Source organism: Brevefilum fermentans, from assembly GCF_900184705.1.
In the GTDB taxonomy this organism is placed as follows: domain Bacteria; phylum Chloroflexota; class Anaerolineae; order Anaerolineales; family Anaerolineaceae; genus Brevifilum; species Brevifilum fermentans.
Genome location: NZ_LT859958.1, coordinates 527,257 through 544,253, shown reverse-complemented (window position 1 = coordinate 544,253; position 16,997 = coordinate 527,257). Strand labels below are relative to the sequence as shown.

Below are 16,997 nucleotides of genomic sequence, written 5' to 3'. Positions count from 1 at the left end.
CCTACCGCCCCGACGCAGAGACTTCGGAGGCAGGCAGCGCTTCAGCCAGCGCCTGGCAGACCTCAACCACCATTTCTTCAGTCATCGCCCCAGAAAAGGGCAGCGCCAGGCTGCGCTTTCCCAGCTCTTCCGTCACCGGAAAGTCACCCAGCTGAAAACCGAAGGCTTTCACCATATAGGGCTGCAGGTGGATCGGTGAAAAATACGGGCGGACCGGTATACGCCGATGCTCTAGGATTTTTGCCAGCCGGTCGCGGTTGATGGATGCGTCCAGGCGGACCACGTACACAAACCAGCTCACGCGGGTGGTGCTGTCTGCCAGCCCCGGCGGAGAGACCCGGTCGATCTTCGCCAGATGTTTTGCGTACCAGTCAGCCACCTGCGCCCGGTTTTCAAGTAGCGTCTCCAGTCGCTCCAGTTGAGCCAAACCCAGGGCGGCGCTCATCTCATCCAGGCGGTAGTTGTATCCCAGGTAAGTATGCTGTAACCAGGTGTCTCCGGGTGCCCGGCCCTGGTTGCGTAAAGCACGCATGAAATTTGCGGCGTCCGGATCGTTAGTGATAATCATCCCACCTTCACCCGTGGTGATCTGCTTGTTCGGATAAAAGGCAAATACGCCGAAATCACCCAGGGTCCCCGCCGGTTGACCTTTGTATGCTCCTCCCAAAGCTTCGCAGGAATCTTCGATTACCGCCAGGTTGTACCTCCGGGCAATGGCGTTAATGTGATCATAGTCTGCGGGCTGCCCGAACACATCCACGGGTAGAATGGCTTTGACGGCTCCCAGGTGTTCTTCGCACCCCTCGGGCAGTTGCCTGGGCAGCCATTGACGAGCCAGGTCGCCCCCTAGGCTGAGGTCTTCCGCCGCCCGGTTGAGCTGATCGGTGTCAATATTGCCGGTCAGCGGATCTACATCCACAAAAACGGGAATGGCGTTCTCAAACAGGATCACGTTGGCAGAGGCGACAAAGGAGAAGGGCGTCGTCAGGACAAGATCTCCCGCTTTGATTCCGGCTGCCCGCACGCACAGGTGCAGTCCCGCCGTGCCCGAATTAACTCCGATGGCGTGTTGCGCGCCGGTCAGGTTGCAAAAGGCGCGCTCAAAGGCTTCAATCCTGGGACCTATGGAGAGATTGGGTGTGTTGAGCACCTCCAGCACCGCCTGGCGGTCGGCATCAGTGATGATCGGAGAGGACATGGGAATTTTCATCAGGTTTTTCCATTTCTCAGGTGTATTTGCATGTGTCGCGGTTCTAATTATAACGTTTTTTGGCATAGGAATTAGAATCGCTGATCCCGCTTCGCATAGCACTCCCTGTGCCCTGTAAGGGCTTTGAGCGCCTGCACCCGGGGACTTCGTCGTTGAAAGAGCTTAGATCTTGGAACTTAGAGCTTAGAGCTTAGAAAGAAAAATAATCGCAGTGCCAATTATTTTCCTGATTCCTGCTTCCTGCATCCTGTTTCCTGCTTCTTGTTTCCTGCTTCCTGCCTCCTGCTTCCTGAGTTCTGATTCCTGCATCCTATTTCCTGATTCCTATTTCCTATTTCCTGCTTCCTGATTCCTGCTTCCTGCTTTCTGCCCCCTGCCTCCTGCTTCCTGCTTCCTGATTCCTGCTTCCTGATTCCTGAATCCTGAATCCTATCCACCGCTCACCATCACCTGAGACCACTTCCTTTCTCGCGATAAGGTAAAATCCTGTTGCAGAATATTTGAATTCAGCACGAAGGATAACCCAGGAAAAACTCCATGCCCTTTGAACTACAAGCCCCCTATCAACCCACCGGAGACCAGCCCGAGGCGATTGCCAAAATGGTGGCGGGGATTCAACGCGGCATGCGTCACCAGGTGCTGCTGGGCGCCACCGGCACGGGTAAGACCTTCACCGTCGCCAACGTGATTCAACAGGTGCAACTGCCCACGCTGGTGCTGGCGCATAACAAAACCCTTGGCGCCCAGCTTTATGCCGAATTTAAGGAGTTCTTTCCCAATAACGCGGTGGAGTATTTCGTTTCCTACTATGATTATTACCAACCTGAAGCCTACGTGCCGCAGCGTGACCTGTACATTGAAAAAGAGACCTCGATCAATGACGAAATCGACCGCCTGCGCCTGGCGGCGACCACCGCACTATTATCGCGCAAGGACGTGATCATCGTCGCCTCGGTGTCGGCGATTTACGGGCTGGGGGATCCCGAGGCTTACCGCAGCACGGTGATTCAACTGGAAGTGGGACGCATCTACCGGCGGAATGCCCTGTTGCGCCGCCTGGTGGAAAGCCAGTACACCCGCAACGATTTTGAGCTCAAGCCCGGTGTGTTCCGGGTGCGGGGGGACACGCTGGAAATATTACCCGCCTACGATGACACGCGCGCCTTTCGCATCAGTTTCTTTGGCGATGAAGTGGAGCGCATCATCACCGTGGACCCCCTGACGGGCGAGGTGTTTGGCGTGCCTGAGACGGTAGATATTTACCCTGCCAAGCACTATATCACTGAAGATGAACACATGGCGCAAGCCCTGCTGAACATCGAGCGCGAGCTGGAAGAACGCCTGGTAGAGCTACGCGCAGCAGGTCAACTGCTGGAGGCTCAGCGCCTGGAGCAGCGCACCCGCTATGACCTGGAAATGATGCGCGAGGTGGGCTACTGTTCAGGTATTGAGAATTATTCCCGTCACATCGACGGTCGGGCTGCCGGGACGGCACCCTGGACGCTGATCGATTTTTTGCCCAAGGAGTACCTGCTGGTGATCGACGAATCCCATATGATGATTCCTCAGATTCGTGGCATGTATAATGGCGACCGTTCGCGCAAGCAGGTACTGATTGATTATGGTTTTCGCCTGCCCTCTGCGCTGGACAACCGCCCGTTAAAGTTCGAGGAGTTCAAGCAGCAGATGGGCATCACCCTGTACACTTCAGCCACTCCTGCCGAATATGAACTTTCTATCGCAGACCAGGTGGTGGAGCAGATCATCCGTCCGACAGGTTTGGTGGACCCCGAGGTGATCGTGCGCCCAACAGAGGGTCAGATTGATGACCTGTATGGCGAAATCACCCGGCGGGTGGCTGTGGGCGAGCGTGTTCTGGTGACCACCCTCACCAAACGCATGGCAGAAGACCTTTCGGATTACCTGATGGAACTGGGCTTGAAGGTGCACTACCTGCACTCTGAAATTGAAACTCTCGAACGGGTGGGCATCCTGCGCGACCTGCGCCTGGGGGTGTTTGACGTGGTGGTGGGGATTAACCTGTTGCGCGAGGGCTTGGATCTACCCGAGGTTTCGCTGATTGCCATCCTTGACGCGGACAAACAGGGTTTTCTGCGCTCGGGCACGGCACTGATCCAGACGATTGGTCGAGCTGCCCGGCACCTTCACGGACAGGTCATCATGTACGCAGATCTGGTCACCGAAGCGATGCAATATGCCATTGATGAGACCAACCGCCGCCGGGCGATCCAGATGGCTTATAACAAGGAGCACCATATTGAGCCTGCCAGCGTGGTCAAAGCTGTGCGTGACCTGACAGACCGCCTGGCGCGCGATGTCGGCGCTGAAGACGGGGAAAATCTGCGCGGAAAAGCCAGTAAACTGGAACAAAAAGAGCTGCTCAGGATGATCAACGAGCTGGAACAACAGATGAAAGCCGCCGCACGTGAGCTGGAATTTGAGCAAGCAGCCCTACTGCGCGATCAGGTGTATGAACTGCGGGCGATGTTGGCGGATGAATCGGATCTTCCGCCGTGGAAAAAAGTGCAGTTAATCACCGGCGGTCGAGATTAAATGTAGGGGGCTATCGGGCTTTCCATCAATGGGTTGTTTACCCGGTCGATAACACACTGAAGCGTTCAAAATCCCCCCGCGCGTCTTCAAATTGATAGTCCACATTCCACACTTCCGAACTTTGAGGACCCCTGCGCAGTTCTTGAAGCAAACGGTTGAGACTGGTCAGTGTGCCCTCCGCCATCACCTCAACTCGACCGTCGTAACGGTTACGCACCCAGCCGGTTAACCCCAGTTTCTGGGCAGACCTGAGAACAAAATAGCGAAAACCCACCCCTTGTACCATCCCCTCGACGTGGACATGCAAACGATGGATATTGTGTTCGTTCATCGGCGCACCCTCATTAATTTAGAACATCAAACACAGGGGCAGGCGGCTAATACGCATCCCCTTCTTCATCATCAAGCCAGTCATCCAGGTCGTCCTCGTCAAAGTTCATCATATCGAACCGGCTGACCTGTTCGGTGAAGTCGAGGTTGGCAAGGGCATCCTCAAGGAGGAGAACCTCGTCCACGTCTTCGGCTTCATCCAGGGCAGTCTCGATCAGCTCGCGCACACCCTCACCGCCAATTTTTGAAAGCGCCCAGATGGCAGCGAAATAAAGTTCTTCATCATCGGTGCCCTCTTCCAGAAGATCGATAATCAACTCGCGTGCATCCTGGGCCTCCAGCTCACCCGCAGCGCGAATTGCCTCGCAACGGACTTCGGAATCGGGGTGAGTGAACATATCCAGGACCTGGTTCGTCCAACGTTTATCATAGGAGCGACCCATGGCAAACAAAGCCGATTGCAACCATTCTTCGTCGTTCGATTCGTAAGCGCGGCGAATAAAATCCGGAATGGCGGGGTGGCTGGAGTAACCGAGGGATTCAAGCGCGCGTCGACAGATCAGCTTATCCCCGGAATCCTGATAGGTTTTGATCAGGCAATCCACAACCTGCTGTAAGGTTCCAGCCTTGATCTCTTCCAGCTCGCCCAGCTCAACAAAAGTGCCCAGCGCGGTGGCAGCCGCAGCGCGCACAATGGTTTCAGTGTCTTCCTGAAGACGTTTCAGTAACAGGGGCACCAGGTCTTCTCTATCAGACTGCCACAGCAAACGAATGGCGGTAGCCCGTGCGACCGGGTCCTCATCTTCCAGACACATGATCGCAACGGGGTCAAAATCTAACAGAGTATCGTTTTCAGCCAGGTTTTCCATGTCTTCCAGCAGTCCACGGCGGCGCTCAATCCAGACCTGGGGCCAAACGTCCTTCAACAGTTCAAGGTCCTTCTCCGAAATATCGGAGAAATAATCGATCATCTCAGGCGGAAAGGGCGCATCCGCATTGAGCAGGGCTTTTTTAACGGTGTTAAATTCAAAATCTTTGTGGTTTAAATAGTTCATTTTTTAATCCTCGATTGATGCTATCAGGGAAGAACAATCGGGTTGGTAAAATCCAGCACAGTAATCACGACCATCAGCAGGATCAGCAGCAAGAAACTGACGGTGTTGATGGCGTTTTCCCATTTTTGAGGAATGCGTTTGCGCAGGATTAATTCTGGCAGGGTGAATAAAATTCGACCGCCATCTAAAGCGGGGATGGGCAGCAAGTTGGTGATGCCCAGTGCGATTGAGATGTTGGCAATGATCGACAGGGTAAAAATCGGCACAGGTTCGGCTGTGGCAATTGAGGTTTCCTGGTCCATCTCAACCGCCTGGCTGTAGATATCGTAGATCCCCTTGTAACCCACCGGGCGAACGATCGCGGGGTCAACGGTGCCGCGAATTAACCGGGCTGGCAGCAAGAGTGTTTCCCGAATAATGAGCCGCGTGGATTCAAGGGCGTAGCCCACCGATTTGAAAAAGGGAGTGGGCTTGAGCGGGTTGCTCAAGGCGACACCCATGGCGCCCTCGCCCGGGGGTGGTTCAAGCCGCGGGGTGAGGATGAAGGTTTCAACCTGACCAGCGCGCAAAACTTTCACGCTTACCGGCAAACCAGCCCGCTCATTGATCACAGTTACCAGTTGATCCATGTTTTCAATGGCGACATCATCAACACTGATGAAAATATCACCGGGAAGCAAGCCAGCCTGCATGGCTGGCGAATTAGGCGCCACCTGGGTGATCATGGCCTGGTCAGAGGCAGGGATGCCCAGGGCGCTGTAGATGACGACCAGGATGATGATGCCGATGAGAAAGTTCATCAACGGACCTGCAGCGGCGATCGTTAAACGTTTCCAGGCTGGGGCTGCCGCCATGCCACCTTCAATTGTGTCATCATCTTCACCCTTTGGACGCACAAATCCGCCAAAGGGAATCCAGTTAAGGGTAATCTCCGTACCCTTCCAGGTTGCGATCTTCGCCAACCGTGGCGGGTACCCAAAACCAAATTCCTCGATGTGCACGCCAACGGCACGCGAGACCAAAAAATGGCCCAACTCGTGGAAGAAAATTAAAAGGCCGATGATGATCACGACCTGCAAAATTAATAAAATCACGCTCATAGTATCCTCAATAATCCATACGAGGTCATCCGCATCTAAACAGTTTTTTAATTAACGCATCTCATTATGATTATACCTGCGCTGTCCGGGAGGGTGAAACCTGCTCCACAAGCCGCGCCGGGCCTGCTGGGCCTCCGCAAACCACATCGATGACTTCTGGGAAGCGCCTCAAACGATGGGTGACCTCATCCATGCTGCCGCGGGTGGTAATCAGATGCACGTTGGGGCCGGCATCCAGGGTGAAGGTAACCGACAGCCCCTCCGCCTGCCAGGCTTTCACCGCCTGGATGATCGCCAGCGAGCCGGGCTCCCAATAATACAGGGGAGGCGTGGAGGTCATCATCACAGCGTGCATCAGGTTGCAGTCCAGCTCGGTGATCTCTGCCAGGACAGCAAAATCGCGCTCGAGGATCGCCTGGCGGCAGAGCTTGAGCCGACGTTCGGCATCAGCGACCCGCGCGGCCTGCAGTGGACTGGAGGGAGCGCTGCGCATCCCCTCCTGCGAACCAACCGGTTTGTGCGCGTGGCTGAGGATGGCGATGCAATCCACCAGGTCCCAGTGGTCGACAGGGGCGATGGAGTGCGCATCGGTCTCGCCCATCGCAGGGTCTACGGTCCATTCGACAAACCCGGCGGGGATGGAACGGCATGCCGAGCCTGAACCAAAACGGGCAAGTGCAGAAAGCTCCCTTTCGGAAAGCGTCAAACCGAGTGCAGCCGTCCCGGCCAGGGCCAGGGCGGCAAAACCAGAAGCCGAGGAGGCCAGCCCGGCGCCAATGGGAAAGTTATTCTCGCTACTGATGTGGGCATACAGTTTTTTTGCTGCCAACCTCCGGATGCGATCCATAAAGGTCTGGACGCGCTCCAACCCGTTGCCAAAAACTGGCTGACCATTGATGAGCAGTTCATCTGCTGCCAGGGTCGGGTCGAACTCCACGCGGGTCCTGGTCGTCAAGCCGTCGATATTCATCGAGAGCGAGCCGTTGGCTGGGATGCGGCGGGGTTCGTCAGCCAGCCCCCAGAATTTGATAAAGGCGATATTGGGATGCGCCAGCGCGGTAGCATGCATATTCATAGGCAGCAGAATACTCCAAACCGGGCTAGCGGTCAAATGGAGTATCGAAAGTGGTAAACGGTGAAAGGTGAGTGGGGAGTTTTAAGCCACGCAGCCTTCAAACCAAATCAGCATGAAGAACACAGCCCAAAGTAGAGTCTGCTGGCAACGGCCACTCACCGTTCACATACTCAGAAAATTACTTTTCCTGCAGTAGGCCTTTAATGTCTGTCAGGGTTTCATTGATGCGGAAGAACAGGATCAACAGTTCAGCATAGATCCGGGTAGCCAGGACACCCAGGAAGACGGTCAGGACGCCGCCGATCAAGCCGCCGATTAACCCAAGCAAGATGGATCCAACGCCTCCGTCCGCGAACCCGGCAATCACAGAACCGATGAATACAACAATCCCGCCAATGACACTGACGACCAAGCCGATGTAAAACAAGACTTTGATGATCACCGGGGTGATCATCCGTTCAAAACTGAGAAAATTCTTAAATTTCATATCTGCCTCCATTTAAATTCTAAGATGATCAAATTTGATAGTCAGTCGCTCTATCCGGCTGTTCTTTAAATTTTAGCATTAAATATTAACAAATTCTTGATCAGGGTTCTAGCCTTGCATAAGGTTTTGCGGTAATTCACTGTTTCCCATTCCCGTTCCCTACTCCATATACTGATCCGCACCAACCTGCTGTTTATCATGTGGGCTTTCGCCAGCGACCTGGATAGGCGGATTCGATTTGCCGGACTGGCTCTGGTACGAATCTTGCTGCTGAGAAGGTGTGATTATTCAACGGCGAACGGGCTTACCTGGCATGAATATTCGAGATGGGATGTAGCGATGAAACATAAACTGGTTTTGCGGTCGGGAATTTTACTTTTAATTGGGATGATTGGGCTGACCCTGTGGGGCAATGGGCGCTTGCCGGTCAAAGCGGATGATGGGAACCAGAAAATCCCCTGGGTTGATCCGGCTCTGCTGGCTAAATCGAAGACCTCCGAGCCGCTCGATTTCTTGATTTATTTTGAAGAAAAAGCTGATCTGAGCCCGGCAGATGCGCTTTCTTGGGAAGAACGCGGCTGGTTTGTCTATGAAACCCTGACGGCGCTGTCTGCGAGTTCACAGGCAAAGGTGCTCGCCTACCTGGCTGAACAGGGTGTGCCTTACGAAGCTTTCTGGATTCAGAACGTGATTGCCGTTCAGTCATCCACCGCCGAAACCCTGGTAGGGCTGTTAAATTATGCTGAAATCGAAGCACTGCTCTCGATTCCACAGGTGTTTTTGGGCAGCCAGGTCGAGGAAGAGTGGATTGAGACCGAGCCGACAGCGGTCGCCGGTATCTCCGCCAACCTGACGCAGATCAAAGCCGACCAGGCCTGGTCTCAGGGTGATCGAGGCGCAGGCGTGGTGCTCGGGGCAATTGACACCGGGGCGCGTTTTACCCATGAAGCCTTGGTTGAGTCCTATCGCGGCAACCTGGGTGCAAAGACCTTCAGTCATCATTATCACTGGTGGGACGCTGTCAATGGAAAAGAGGAGCCTTATGATGACCATGGGCACGGCAGCCATGTGGTCGGAATTATGGCAGGCGGGGTTGGCTCTGGGGACGCGATTGGCGTAGCCCCCGGGGCGAGTTGGATCGCCTGCAAGGCAATCAGCGCCAGCGGGTTTGCCTGGGGAAATGACCTGATCAAGTGCGGTCAGTTCATGGCGGCTCCCACAAATTTAAGCGGAGAAAACCCCAATCCCAACCTGCGCCCACAGGCAGTCAATAATTCCTGGGGAGATTGCGGACGGGCTTACAATGCCTGGTACCAGGGCGTGATCGATGCCTGGGTGGCGATGGGGATTTACCCGGTGTTTGCCAATGGGAATAACAGCAATTGCGGATATAGTTCACCGCCCGGGTTGAACACCGTAGGCAACCCGGCCCGCTCCCACAATGTGACCTCGGTAGGCTCGACCGGCAGGAGTGACGGACAGTATGCACCACATTCCAACTGGGGACCGACGGATGACGCCAAAGTATTTCACAGCCAGGGCTACCCCACAATCAAGCCGGAGGTGGTGGCGCCAGGGGTGGATATCCTCTCAGCGGCGGGCAGCGATGACCGCGCGTATGCAGCCTTGAGCGGAACCTCCATGTCGGCACCGCACGTGACGGGCCAGGTTGCCTTGATGTGGGGCTCCGCCAAATGCTTGCTGGGTGACGTCGCGGCTACAACGGATTTGATCCTGGAAACCGCCCGACCCATCCCCTACGACACCGGTCAGGGGGATGAAGGACCGGATTTTGTACCCAATCATGCCACCGGATGGGGCGAGATTGACGCCCAGGCGGCGGTGAATGCCGCCCGCGCTTATTGTGCCGGCGGGCATTTAGATGGCTATGTCCTTGATCATGAAAACCAGCAACCGATCACTGGCGCCCTGGTCGCAGCCACCTCACAGGGAGAGATGACTTCGAGTGTCTCGGCGCTGACCGATAAGGATGGGTATTACCGTATCCATGTCAACAGCGCAACCCCTTACACGCTGACAGCCTCTGCCTATGGATACCACCCGGTAGCGGTCGGGGATGTGCTGGTTGATGCCTCAGGGGGAACGACCACCACCCATTTCCACCTGATGCCAAAATCAAACTTGTTGACTTTCACAGGCACCGTCACCGATGGCAGCGGGCATGGCTACCCGCTGTATGCCCGCATCACGCTTGAGAACGAAAATTACAGCCAGGCTGTTTACACAAACCCGTTTGACGGTCGCTTCCAGGTGACGGTCTACGATGACCTGGCTTACGACTTGAATATCAGCGCAATGGTGCCGGGATATCAACCTGTTCTGGCGCAAGGCATTGTCCTGGGCGACCAACCTGAGAGCTTGCATTACACCATCGAGATCACCGCCGGGTGTGAGGCGCCGGGATATGCCTCGTCCAACCTCCTGGCAGAGGGCTTTGACAGCCGGAAATTACCGCCCGGCTGGGAGGTTTGGGATCACGCGGGGACGGGGGTCACCTGGGGGTTTGAGGACCAATCGGAGCGCAGCAACCAGACCGGGGGTTCAGGCGGGTTTGCCATGGTGGATTCCGATTATCACGGTTCGCTGGATGTGGACGTCTCGCTGGTCACACCGCCTCTGGATTTTTTAGACGAATCAACGGTGATGCTCTCTTTTAGCCAGAATTTCTTCAGCTATCAGGGCAACCGGGATGAAATCGCCGATGTCGATGTTTATGTTGGCGGAGAATGGTATAACGTCCTGCGCCAAACTGAAAACCAGACCGGGCAGTCACATCCGTTGCTGGATATCAGCGAATTGGCTGCTCATCAGCCGTATGTGAGGGTGCGCTTCCATTATTACAATGCCAGTGCAGAATGGTGGTGGCAGATTGACAACGTTCAGATCGGCAGCCATGAATGTGCCCTGGTCCCCGGAGGCTTGCTGGCGGGTTTTATTACAGATAGCCGTACTGGTGAGCCGCTTGTGGGAGCCGTAGTTTCGAACAGCCAGGCGCGGGGAGTCTCGTCGACGACACCCGTTGATCCTGGATTGCCGGATGGCTTTTACTGGATGTTTCAACCGATGCTTGAAAACCCCCAGGTGATCGCCGTCAAGACAGCAAAAAGCCTGTATCTGAGCGAGCTGGCTGATGTTGAATTGCGCCAGGACGAGATCACCCGCCATGATGTGACTCTGGTCAGCTACTGGAATTACCTGGAGCAGGTTTTCAACAAGTTGCTGTCAATGATCTTGGAATTTGTTGATGGTGCGAGAGGGTGAATTGTGAATGGTAAGTTGGAATCAGGAATTAGGAATTAGGAATTAGTGAATTGTGGTTGACGACCCGTCATCGGTCCCCCGTCCTCTGTCTTCGGTCCCCCGTTTCCCGTCTCCGGTCCCCCGTCCTCCGTCTTCGGTCCCTCGTCTCCTCACTGCTTTGAGCAGGTGAGCTGCCACCAGCCCACCCAAGAAGCCAATGCCAATATTCGTGACAATCGAGAGTGCCGCAGTGGCAAGCGCTAAGGCTAACTCCCAGCCGCGTAAATTTCTCGCCGTCCTGGCAAGCTGAATGCCAACCAGCAGCATCATCCCGGCGATCAGGGGCATTGGGAAAGCAGCCATCAGCGCGGCAATCGATCCGCTGAGAAACAGCCCGATCAATATTTCAATGACCCCTTCCATAATCGGCGCACCGCCAGTGCGAGCTCCAAAATAGTATTGCCCTGCCAGTCCTCCCGCGCCATGACACATCGGCATGCCCCCCAGTATGGAGGAGAATACATTCATGACGCCCATATTCAGCATCAGTTTTTCTTCACTGACGGATTTTTTGGGGAAATAATCGCGAATAAGGGCTGCTGGGGCAATGATGGCATTTGAGATTGATAGTGGAATTTGGGCAAAGCCAGCCAACAACATCGTTTTCCAAACATCTTCCCAGCGGGGAACAGCGATCACCGGCAGCGTCAACCGCAGGTCCCAGTGTTCGGGCAAGTTGCCCCGCCAGGCCAGGATGATAACGCCCAAAACCATCAGCACCACGGAGGCGGGCGCGTAGCGGTTGCTGCGTAAAAGCAGCACGATCACCACTGCCACAAGCCCCAACAGCGGCTCGGGACGCATCCACTGCAGCGCCTGCCAGGCCAGCGTAATCCCGAGGGCTAACTGGATGCCGCGCACAATGTAATCCGGGGTGATGCGCACCAGCCAGCGCAACAGGCCGCTCACGGTGAGCAGGATCCACAACAAGCCCAAACCCAACCCGGAAGCGTAAATTAAATCGGGCGACCATTTCTGAGTGATGGCGGTAATGGCGACAATCTTTTTAGGCTGCAGGGGCATTGGCAAACGATAGATCAGCCCGAGGGCAATGTTGGTCAAGCCAAGCATGATGAACAAGCCAGCCGGGTTCATGCCGTTGATAGCGATGTAACTGACAGCCAGGGGAAAGAGGGTGCCAAAATCACCCATTGAGCCCGCCAGCTCACGCAGGTTAAACTCAAAATCCGGGTGATGTCGGTTGTCGGTAATGTCACCATCCATAAGACGTTTGCCTCAGATGATCAATTGTACCAAAAATCGGCTCGATATAAATAGGTAATCCCACTTGTTGCACATGATGATGGTAAATTGGGAATCAGGAAGTAGGAATCAGGAGTCAAGCTCGTTACTTCGCGTTCTTTATGGTTCAAAACAGGATTAACCGCCGGATTGATTGATCATCCGTAGAGGTATTGATTTGCCGGTCACCCGTAGGGGCAGGTCTCTGTGCCTGCCCTGGGCGGACATGGCTCGAAGAGTGCTACGCGAAAGTCCGCCCCTACGATGGGATTGTCTCTCTCCGGTCTTCCGTCCCCCAGTCTACTCAACGCCCATTCACCACTCACCATTCACTATTAACTATACGAAGGCAAACATCGTGTTCTTCGTGTTCTTTGTGTTTCAAAACAGGATTAACCGCCGGATTGATTGATCATCCGCAGAGGTATTGATTTGTCGGTCACCTGTAGGGGAGGGCCTTCGTCAACCACTCCCTTTGCCCTGGCATGGGACCAAGCGCCTGTGTTCAGCCCCTTTCGCTTCGCTACAGGGGTTCCGCTGCGCTTCAGGGACAATGAGGGTGAAAGGGTGCGCGGAATTTCCCCGCGCACCCTGCTTGCAGTGATCTGAATTACCTCAACACCAAAGGTAAGAAGAGAGTGTACTTCTCAAAAACAAACTCAAACTCGTAAGCGCCGATGTCACACACCGCCTTGCCGTCTCCATCGCCGTCGATGGGTCGAAGGGCGCCACGTTGATCCGTTTCCGGGCATACTACATTATTGCCCCTATCGATGGCTGAGCTGCCCTTCGCAAGCGCATGTGTCAGGGTAAAGCCGCCATTGTCAGCCAGGCCCTGCAGTTTGGGGTCGGTGTTAAGGTTGCCCTCACCTGGGTATACGCTATCGCCCTGAATGACGCTATAGGTGACCGAGGGAGTCCCTCCAAAACTGTAGATTTGGTCAGGGGTGTTGCCCCACAGGATCCCATTAATCACGCTGGGGTTTGTAAACTCATTGTAGATCCCGCCGCCGTCGCCTTTTGTTGCCTCGTTGCCGCTGATCGTCACATTGATCAGGCTGGGGCTGCCAGTATTGATGTAGATCCCGCCGCCGTTGATCTGGATTGCTTTATTTGCACTGATCGTTACATTGACCAGGCTGGGGTCGCCAGAGGCGTTGAAAATCCCGCCGCCCTGTTGTTCTGCCAAGTTGCCAGCAATGGTCACATTCTCCAGGCTGGGGCTGCTATTATAGTTGTAGATCCCGCCGCCATTTATTGCCTCATTGTCACGGATCGTCACATCCATCAGACGGGTGCTGCCCCCATAGTTGGAGAGCCCGCCGCCATGGTTTTTTGCCTCATTGTCGCTGATCGTCACATCCCTCAGGCTGGGGCTGCCATAGTAGTTATAGAACCCGCCGCCATTATATGTTGCCGTATTGCCACTGATCGTCAAACCCTCCAGGCTTGGATTGGCTTTGTCATTGTAGATCCCACCGCCATTATATGCATTGTTGTCACTGATGATCACATCCCTCAGGTTGAGGTTGTGAGACTCGTTGTAGATCCCGCCGCCATTAAATGTTGCCGAGTTCTCTCTGATCGTCACATCAATTAGGGTAGGGTTGCAATTTTTGGTGAACATCCCGCCGCCATAATTTGCTTTGTTGTCACTGATCGTCACATTGTCCAGGCTGGGGCTGCCAAAAGGGATGTAGATCCCGCCGCCGTCATAATTTGCCGAGTTGTCGCCAATGGTCACATTGTCCAGGCTTGGGTTGCCAGAGGCATTGCATATCCCGCCGCCATAATCTGCCGTGTTGCCACTGATGACCACATCGACCAGGCTGGGGTTGCCAGCAGCATTGTAGAACCCGCCGCCATGCTGTTGTTTTGCCACATTGTCGCTGATGGTCGTATCAACCAGGCTGGAGTCGCCACCGTTGTTGTAGAACCCGCCGCCGGAAAACTTTGCTTCATTTTCGCTGACCGTCACATCCTGCAGGCTGGGGTTGCCTGAGAAGTTGAAGATCCCGCCGCCATTATGTCCTGCTGAGTTGCCACTGACCTTTACATCCTTCAGGCTGGGGCTACCAGAGATATTGTAGAACCCGCCACCCCACTGATTTGCCGAGTTGTCACTGACCGTCATATCCTTCAGGCTGGGGCTGCCCGACTCGTTGTACACCCCGCCGCCATGCCGTTCTGCCGAGTTGTCGCTGATCGTCAGATTGGCCAGGCTGGGGCTGCCGGAAACGTTGTAGATCCCGCCGCCACGTTTTTGATTGTCCGCGGCGCCATTGGCATTGCCCCCGGTGATGGTAAACCCATCCAGCAGCGCTGTTTCAGCAACCCCGACGGCGGTGACCACGTGGTAACTGTTGTCTGCATTATCACCTTCTGTGCCGATGTCGCCGCTCAGAATGGTTTCATTACCTTTCCAATCCCGTTGTTCCCATGTACCGCCATCTTCCGGGAACCCGCCGTAGATTTTCACACCAGTTTTCAGCGCAAAGGTAGCTTCGCGGCCAGCGGGCTCGGTGGGCGTGTAAGTGCCTGCTGCCACCCAAATTTCATCGCCCGCATCGGCTTGTGTGAGGGCAGCCTGCAGATCGCAAGCGTTATCCCAATTAGAGCAATCACCACTCCCACTGCCACCCACTTTAACGTAGTAGGCGCCTCCGGCTGCTTGAGAATGGATTGCATTTGATACGATGCCCCATGCCAGCAGTCCACAAACTAGGGGCATGAGGATCAATACATAAGGATGAAGTTTCTTATTCATGGGGATTCTCCTGTTTTATCGATGAACATTCAATAAACCGGATCTCCTGTTATTACACGGGATGGTCCTGCTTTTCATCAAAGGTGTTGGGTAAATATTCAATTGTTAATCAGCGGTTCTGCTAAGTGCGTCTAAGAAGGGAAAACAACGAGCAGAGGAATATTATTCATATTATATAGATATTCTAAGAAAATTGCAATCCTTTTAATGGTTTGAATAAGTGGTGATCCCACTCGCTCCGCTCAGCCCCTTTCGCTTCGCTACAGGGGTTCCGCTGCGCTTCAGGGACGATGACGCAGTGTCCCTGAAGTATCGCGAAAGCCAAGCAGCCTACAAGGAAAGACTGAAATTACTTCGTTCCTCGCAATGACACTTCACCGAGGTCAGAGTATTACAATCAAAAATTAATCGAGATCGCTTCGTGCTGCGCAATGACATTTCAATGGAAGCGAGACCGTGCACAATTTCCCACGCACGATTTACACCGAATAATCGCAGATGATAAAATAGCCTCACAATCAAGGAGGATGCTCGTGTATATTGAACTGATGCGTGAGGTCACCGACGAAATCATCGCTGCTTTTGAAAAGCTGATGCCCCAGCTGAATCACCACCTGTCGGCGCCAACCCATGATGAGCTGCAAAAAATGGCTGCATCACAGGCTACTCATGTGTTTTTTGCCAGATTGCCCGATGAGCACGGTCAAATCGTCGGCAGTGCTACCCTGGGGACTTATCGCACACCCACCGGACTGCATGCGTGGATTGAAGACGTGGTTGTCGATCGAAGCGCTCGCCGCAAGGGGGTTGGTAGAGCTCTCACCGAAGCCTGCCTGGAACAGGCTCGCGCTCTGGGATTGAGCGAAGTTAATCTGACTTCGCGATCCGCTCGCTGTGCAGCCAACCTGCTTTACCAGGCAATGGGCTTCATCCGTCGTGAGACCAATCTTTACCGTTACTCACTTCAGGATTAATAAGCTCAGGGAGTGCCTGTGGGGATCGGCAGCGTATAGGTAGGGATCAGGGGCTGTGGTAGTTCTGTCGCTGTGGCTGGCACAGAGGTGCTTTCGAGGGTTGGCGCCTGGATCGGTGAGGTGTTTTGCAAAACAGAGGCCAGCAGCGCCAGGGCTCGAGCGTCCGGGTCGTTGCCTGTCGCCAGCGCCCGCTGCGCCTGGGCGCCCAGGGCATCTACCGGGTCGGGATCTTCCAGCAGCACCAGACGCAGTGATGCCCGTTCCAGATCACCTGTAACCCAAAACACCTGGGCGATGGTGACGCGGTAAAAGTCTTTATCCACCTCACCCAGGGCAGCCGGGGGGCCGCTTTTGTAAATCACCGGGTTGATCAACCAGGCGTAAGCCAGCCCCAGGATCAATCCTAAAATGATGCCGGTTAGCAAGTACCATGAACTGCGCTTCTGCGAAGTTGGGGTGGTTACACTGATCTCATGGGTGTCTTCAAGCATCACTCCCAGTCCTTTTTCAGTCTCTCCCATCCAGCGCTTGCCTGAGAACAGATGCCAGGTCTTGCATTAATTGCAGGTCAGCAGCGGCATAGCTGCGGGTGTTGGCATAATCGATTGCATCGTTGATCGTCACCTGTGGAGAGCCACCTAAAAAATCCAGGCGGGCTAAAGCCATCGCCAGGTCGCCTTCCGCCCGGTACAGTTCAGCCACCATCAGGACGAAATCGGTTTGATAGTCAATTTGCAGGGTCTGCGGATCGATGCTGTGATACCCAACGGGGTGGATTAGCCAGCCGTAACCAAGCCCGGCAGCAAACCCGGCCAGAATCGCCAGGGCAAAGAATACGAAACGCCAGGTTCGCCTGTGCAAC

At 54.7% G+C, this 16,997-nt stretch carries 14 protein-coding genes; 3 read left to right on the top strand and 11 right to left on the bottom strand.

All coding sequences use genetic code 11. The annotated features are described in order from the left end of the window. Position 1: 1 nt before the first annotated feature. Both CFX1CAM_RS02380 and CFX1CAM_RS11280 read right to left on the bottom strand, forming a co-directional pair. A complete protein-coding gene (locus tag CFX1CAM_RS02380; protein WP_087861474.1) occupies positions 2 to 1,210 on the bottom strand; it encodes a DegT/DnrJ/EryC1/StrS family aminotransferase in 1,209 nt (402 codons plus the stop codon). A gap of 218 nt (positions 1,211 to 1,428) precedes the next feature. Then, complete coding sequence (locus tag CFX1CAM_RS11280) at positions 1,429 to 1,647, bottom strand: hypothetical protein (RefSeq protein ID WP_157891653.1); 219 nt, start codon at positions 1,645 to 1,647, stop codon at positions 1,429 to 1,431. Positions 1,648 to 1,747: 100 nt separating this feature from the next. On the opposite strand from CFX1CAM_RS11280, the gene uvrB reads away from it, so the two are divergent. Next, a complete protein-coding gene (gene uvrB / locus CFX1CAM_RS02375) occupies positions 1,748 to 3,784 on the top strand; it encodes an excinuclease ABC subunit UvrB (protein ID WP_087861473.1) in 2,037 nt (678 codons plus the stop codon). A 37-nt stretch (positions 3,785 to 3,821) separates the two neighbouring features. Here uvrB and CFX1CAM_RS02370 read toward each other — a convergent pair whose 3' ends face one another. The 5 genes from CFX1CAM_RS02370 to CFX1CAM_RS02350 form a co-directional block, all read right to left on the bottom strand. Beyond that, on the bottom strand, positions 3,822 to 4,115 hold the full coding sequence (locus CFX1CAM_RS02370) for an acylphosphatase (RefSeq protein WP_087861472.1): 294 nt from the start codon (positions 4,113 to 4,115) through the stop codon (positions 3,822 to 3,824). A 46-nt stretch (positions 4,116 to 4,161) separates the two neighbouring features. Then, entirely contained in the window at positions 4,162 to 5,169 is a 1,008-nt protein-coding gene (locus CFX1CAM_RS02365) for a HEAT repeat domain-containing protein (RefSeq protein WP_087861471.1), read from the bottom strand. Positions 5,170 to 5,192: 23 nt separating this feature from the next. Further along, entirely contained in the window at positions 5,193 to 6,269 is a 1,077-nt protein-coding gene (locus CFX1CAM_RS02360) for a M50 family metallopeptidase (protein WP_087861470.1), read from the bottom strand. A 70-nt stretch (positions 6,270 to 6,339) separates the two neighbouring features. Next, positions 6,340 to 7,344: a diphosphomevalonate decarboxylase gene (gene mvaD, locus CFX1CAM_RS02355; protein ID WP_087861469.1), complete on the bottom strand. Its 1,005-nt coding sequence runs from the start codon at positions 7,342 to 7,344 to the stop codon at positions 6,340 to 6,342. A gap of 178 nt (positions 7,345 to 7,522) precedes the next feature. Further along, positions 7,523 to 7,831 (bottom strand): DUF4282 domain-containing protein, encoded by a 309-nt coding sequence (locus CFX1CAM_RS02350; protein ID WP_087861468.1) that lies wholly within the window; start codon positions 7,829 to 7,831, stop codon positions 7,523 to 7,525. Positions 7,832 to 8,170: 339 nt separating this feature from the next. Between CFX1CAM_RS02350 and CFX1CAM_RS02345 the strand changes: the two genes are divergently transcribed. Further along, entirely contained in the window at positions 8,171 to 11,113 is a 2,943-nt protein-coding gene (locus CFX1CAM_RS02345) for a S8 family serine peptidase (protein WP_162287644.1), read from the top strand. Positions 11,114 to 11,155: 42 nt separating this feature from the next. Here CFX1CAM_RS02345 and CFX1CAM_RS02340 read toward each other — a convergent pair whose 3' ends face one another. Together CFX1CAM_RS02340 and CFX1CAM_RS02330 are read right to left on the bottom strand one after the other, a co-directional pair. After that, positions 11,156 to 12,376: a putative sulfate/molybdate transporter gene (locus CFX1CAM_RS02340; RefSeq protein WP_087861466.1), complete on the bottom strand. Its 1,221-nt coding sequence runs from the start codon at positions 12,374 to 12,376 to the stop codon at positions 11,156 to 11,158. Positions 12,377 to 13,004: 628 nt separating this feature from the next. Beyond that, positions 13,005 to 15,161 carry a choice-of-anchor Q domain-containing protein gene (locus CFX1CAM_RS02330; RefSeq protein ID WP_087861464.1) on the bottom strand — a complete coding sequence of 719 codons (2,157 nt, stop codon included), beginning with the start codon at positions 15,159 to 15,161 and terminating at the stop codon, positions 13,005 to 13,007. Between the two features lie 533 nt (positions 15,162 to 15,694). Here CFX1CAM_RS02330 and CFX1CAM_RS02325 point away from each other — a divergent pair. Continuing rightward, positions 15,695 to 16,135: a GNAT family N-acetyltransferase gene (locus tag CFX1CAM_RS02325; protein WP_197687150.1), complete on the top strand. Its 441-nt coding sequence runs from the start codon at positions 15,695 to 15,697 to the stop codon at positions 16,133 to 16,135. 5 nt (positions 16,136 to 16,140) lie between these two features. Here CFX1CAM_RS02325 and CFX1CAM_RS02320 read toward each other — a convergent pair whose 3' ends face one another. Beyond that, complete coding sequence (locus CFX1CAM_RS02320) at positions 16,141 to 16,656, bottom strand: hypothetical protein (protein WP_087861462.1); 516 nt, start codon at positions 16,654 to 16,656, stop codon at positions 16,141 to 16,143. Continuing rightward, positions 16,643 to 16,996: a hypothetical protein gene (locus tag CFX1CAM_RS02315; RefSeq protein WP_087861461.1), complete on the bottom strand. Its 354-nt coding sequence runs from the start codon at positions 16,994 to 16,996 to the stop codon at positions 16,643 to 16,645. The genes CFX1CAM_RS02320 and CFX1CAM_RS02315 overlap by 14 nt, the downstream gene beginning before the upstream one ends. Position 16,997: the final 1 nt, after the last annotated feature.

Coding starts and splice junctions, on each gene's coding strand:
- CFX1CAM_RS02330 (WP_087861464.1), bottom strand. CDS start 15,161: ATGAATAAGAAACTTCATCCTTATGTATTGATCCTCATGCCCCTAGTT.
- uvrB (WP_087861473.1), top strand. CDS start 1,748: ATGCCCTTTGAACTACAAGCCCCCTATCAACCCACCGGAGACCAGCCC.
- CFX1CAM_RS02370 (WP_087861472.1), bottom strand. CDS start 4,115: ATGAACGAACACAATATCCATCGTTTGCATGTCCACGTCGAGGGGATG.
- CFX1CAM_RS02340 (WP_087861466.1), bottom strand. CDS start 12,376: ATGGATGGTGACATTACCGACAACCGACATCACCCGGATTTTGAGTTT.
- CFX1CAM_RS02380 (WP_087861474.1), bottom strand. CDS start 1,210: ATGAAAATTCCCATGTCCTCTCCGATCATCACTGATGCCGACCGCCAG.
- CFX1CAM_RS02360 (WP_087861470.1), bottom strand. CDS start 6,269: ATGAGCGTGATTTTATTAATTTTGCAGGTCGTGATCATCATCGGCCTT.
- mvaD (WP_087861469.1), bottom strand. CDS start 7,344: ATGAATATGCATGCTACCGCGCTGGCGCATCCCAATATCGCCTTTATC.
- CFX1CAM_RS02350 (WP_087861468.1), bottom strand. CDS start 7,831: ATGAAATTTAAGAATTTTCTCAGTTTTGAACGGATGATCACCCCGGTG.
- CFX1CAM_RS02320 (WP_087861462.1), bottom strand. CDS start 16,656: ATGGGAGAGACTGAAAAAGGACTGGGAGTGATGCTTGAAGACACCCAT.
- CFX1CAM_RS02365 (WP_087861471.1), bottom strand. CDS start 5,169: ATGAACTATTTAAACCACAAAGATTTTGAATTTAACACCGTTAAAAAA.
- CFX1CAM_RS02345 (WP_162287644.1), top strand. CDS start 8,171: ATGAAACATAAACTGGTTTTGCGGTCGGGAATTTTACTTTTAATTGGG.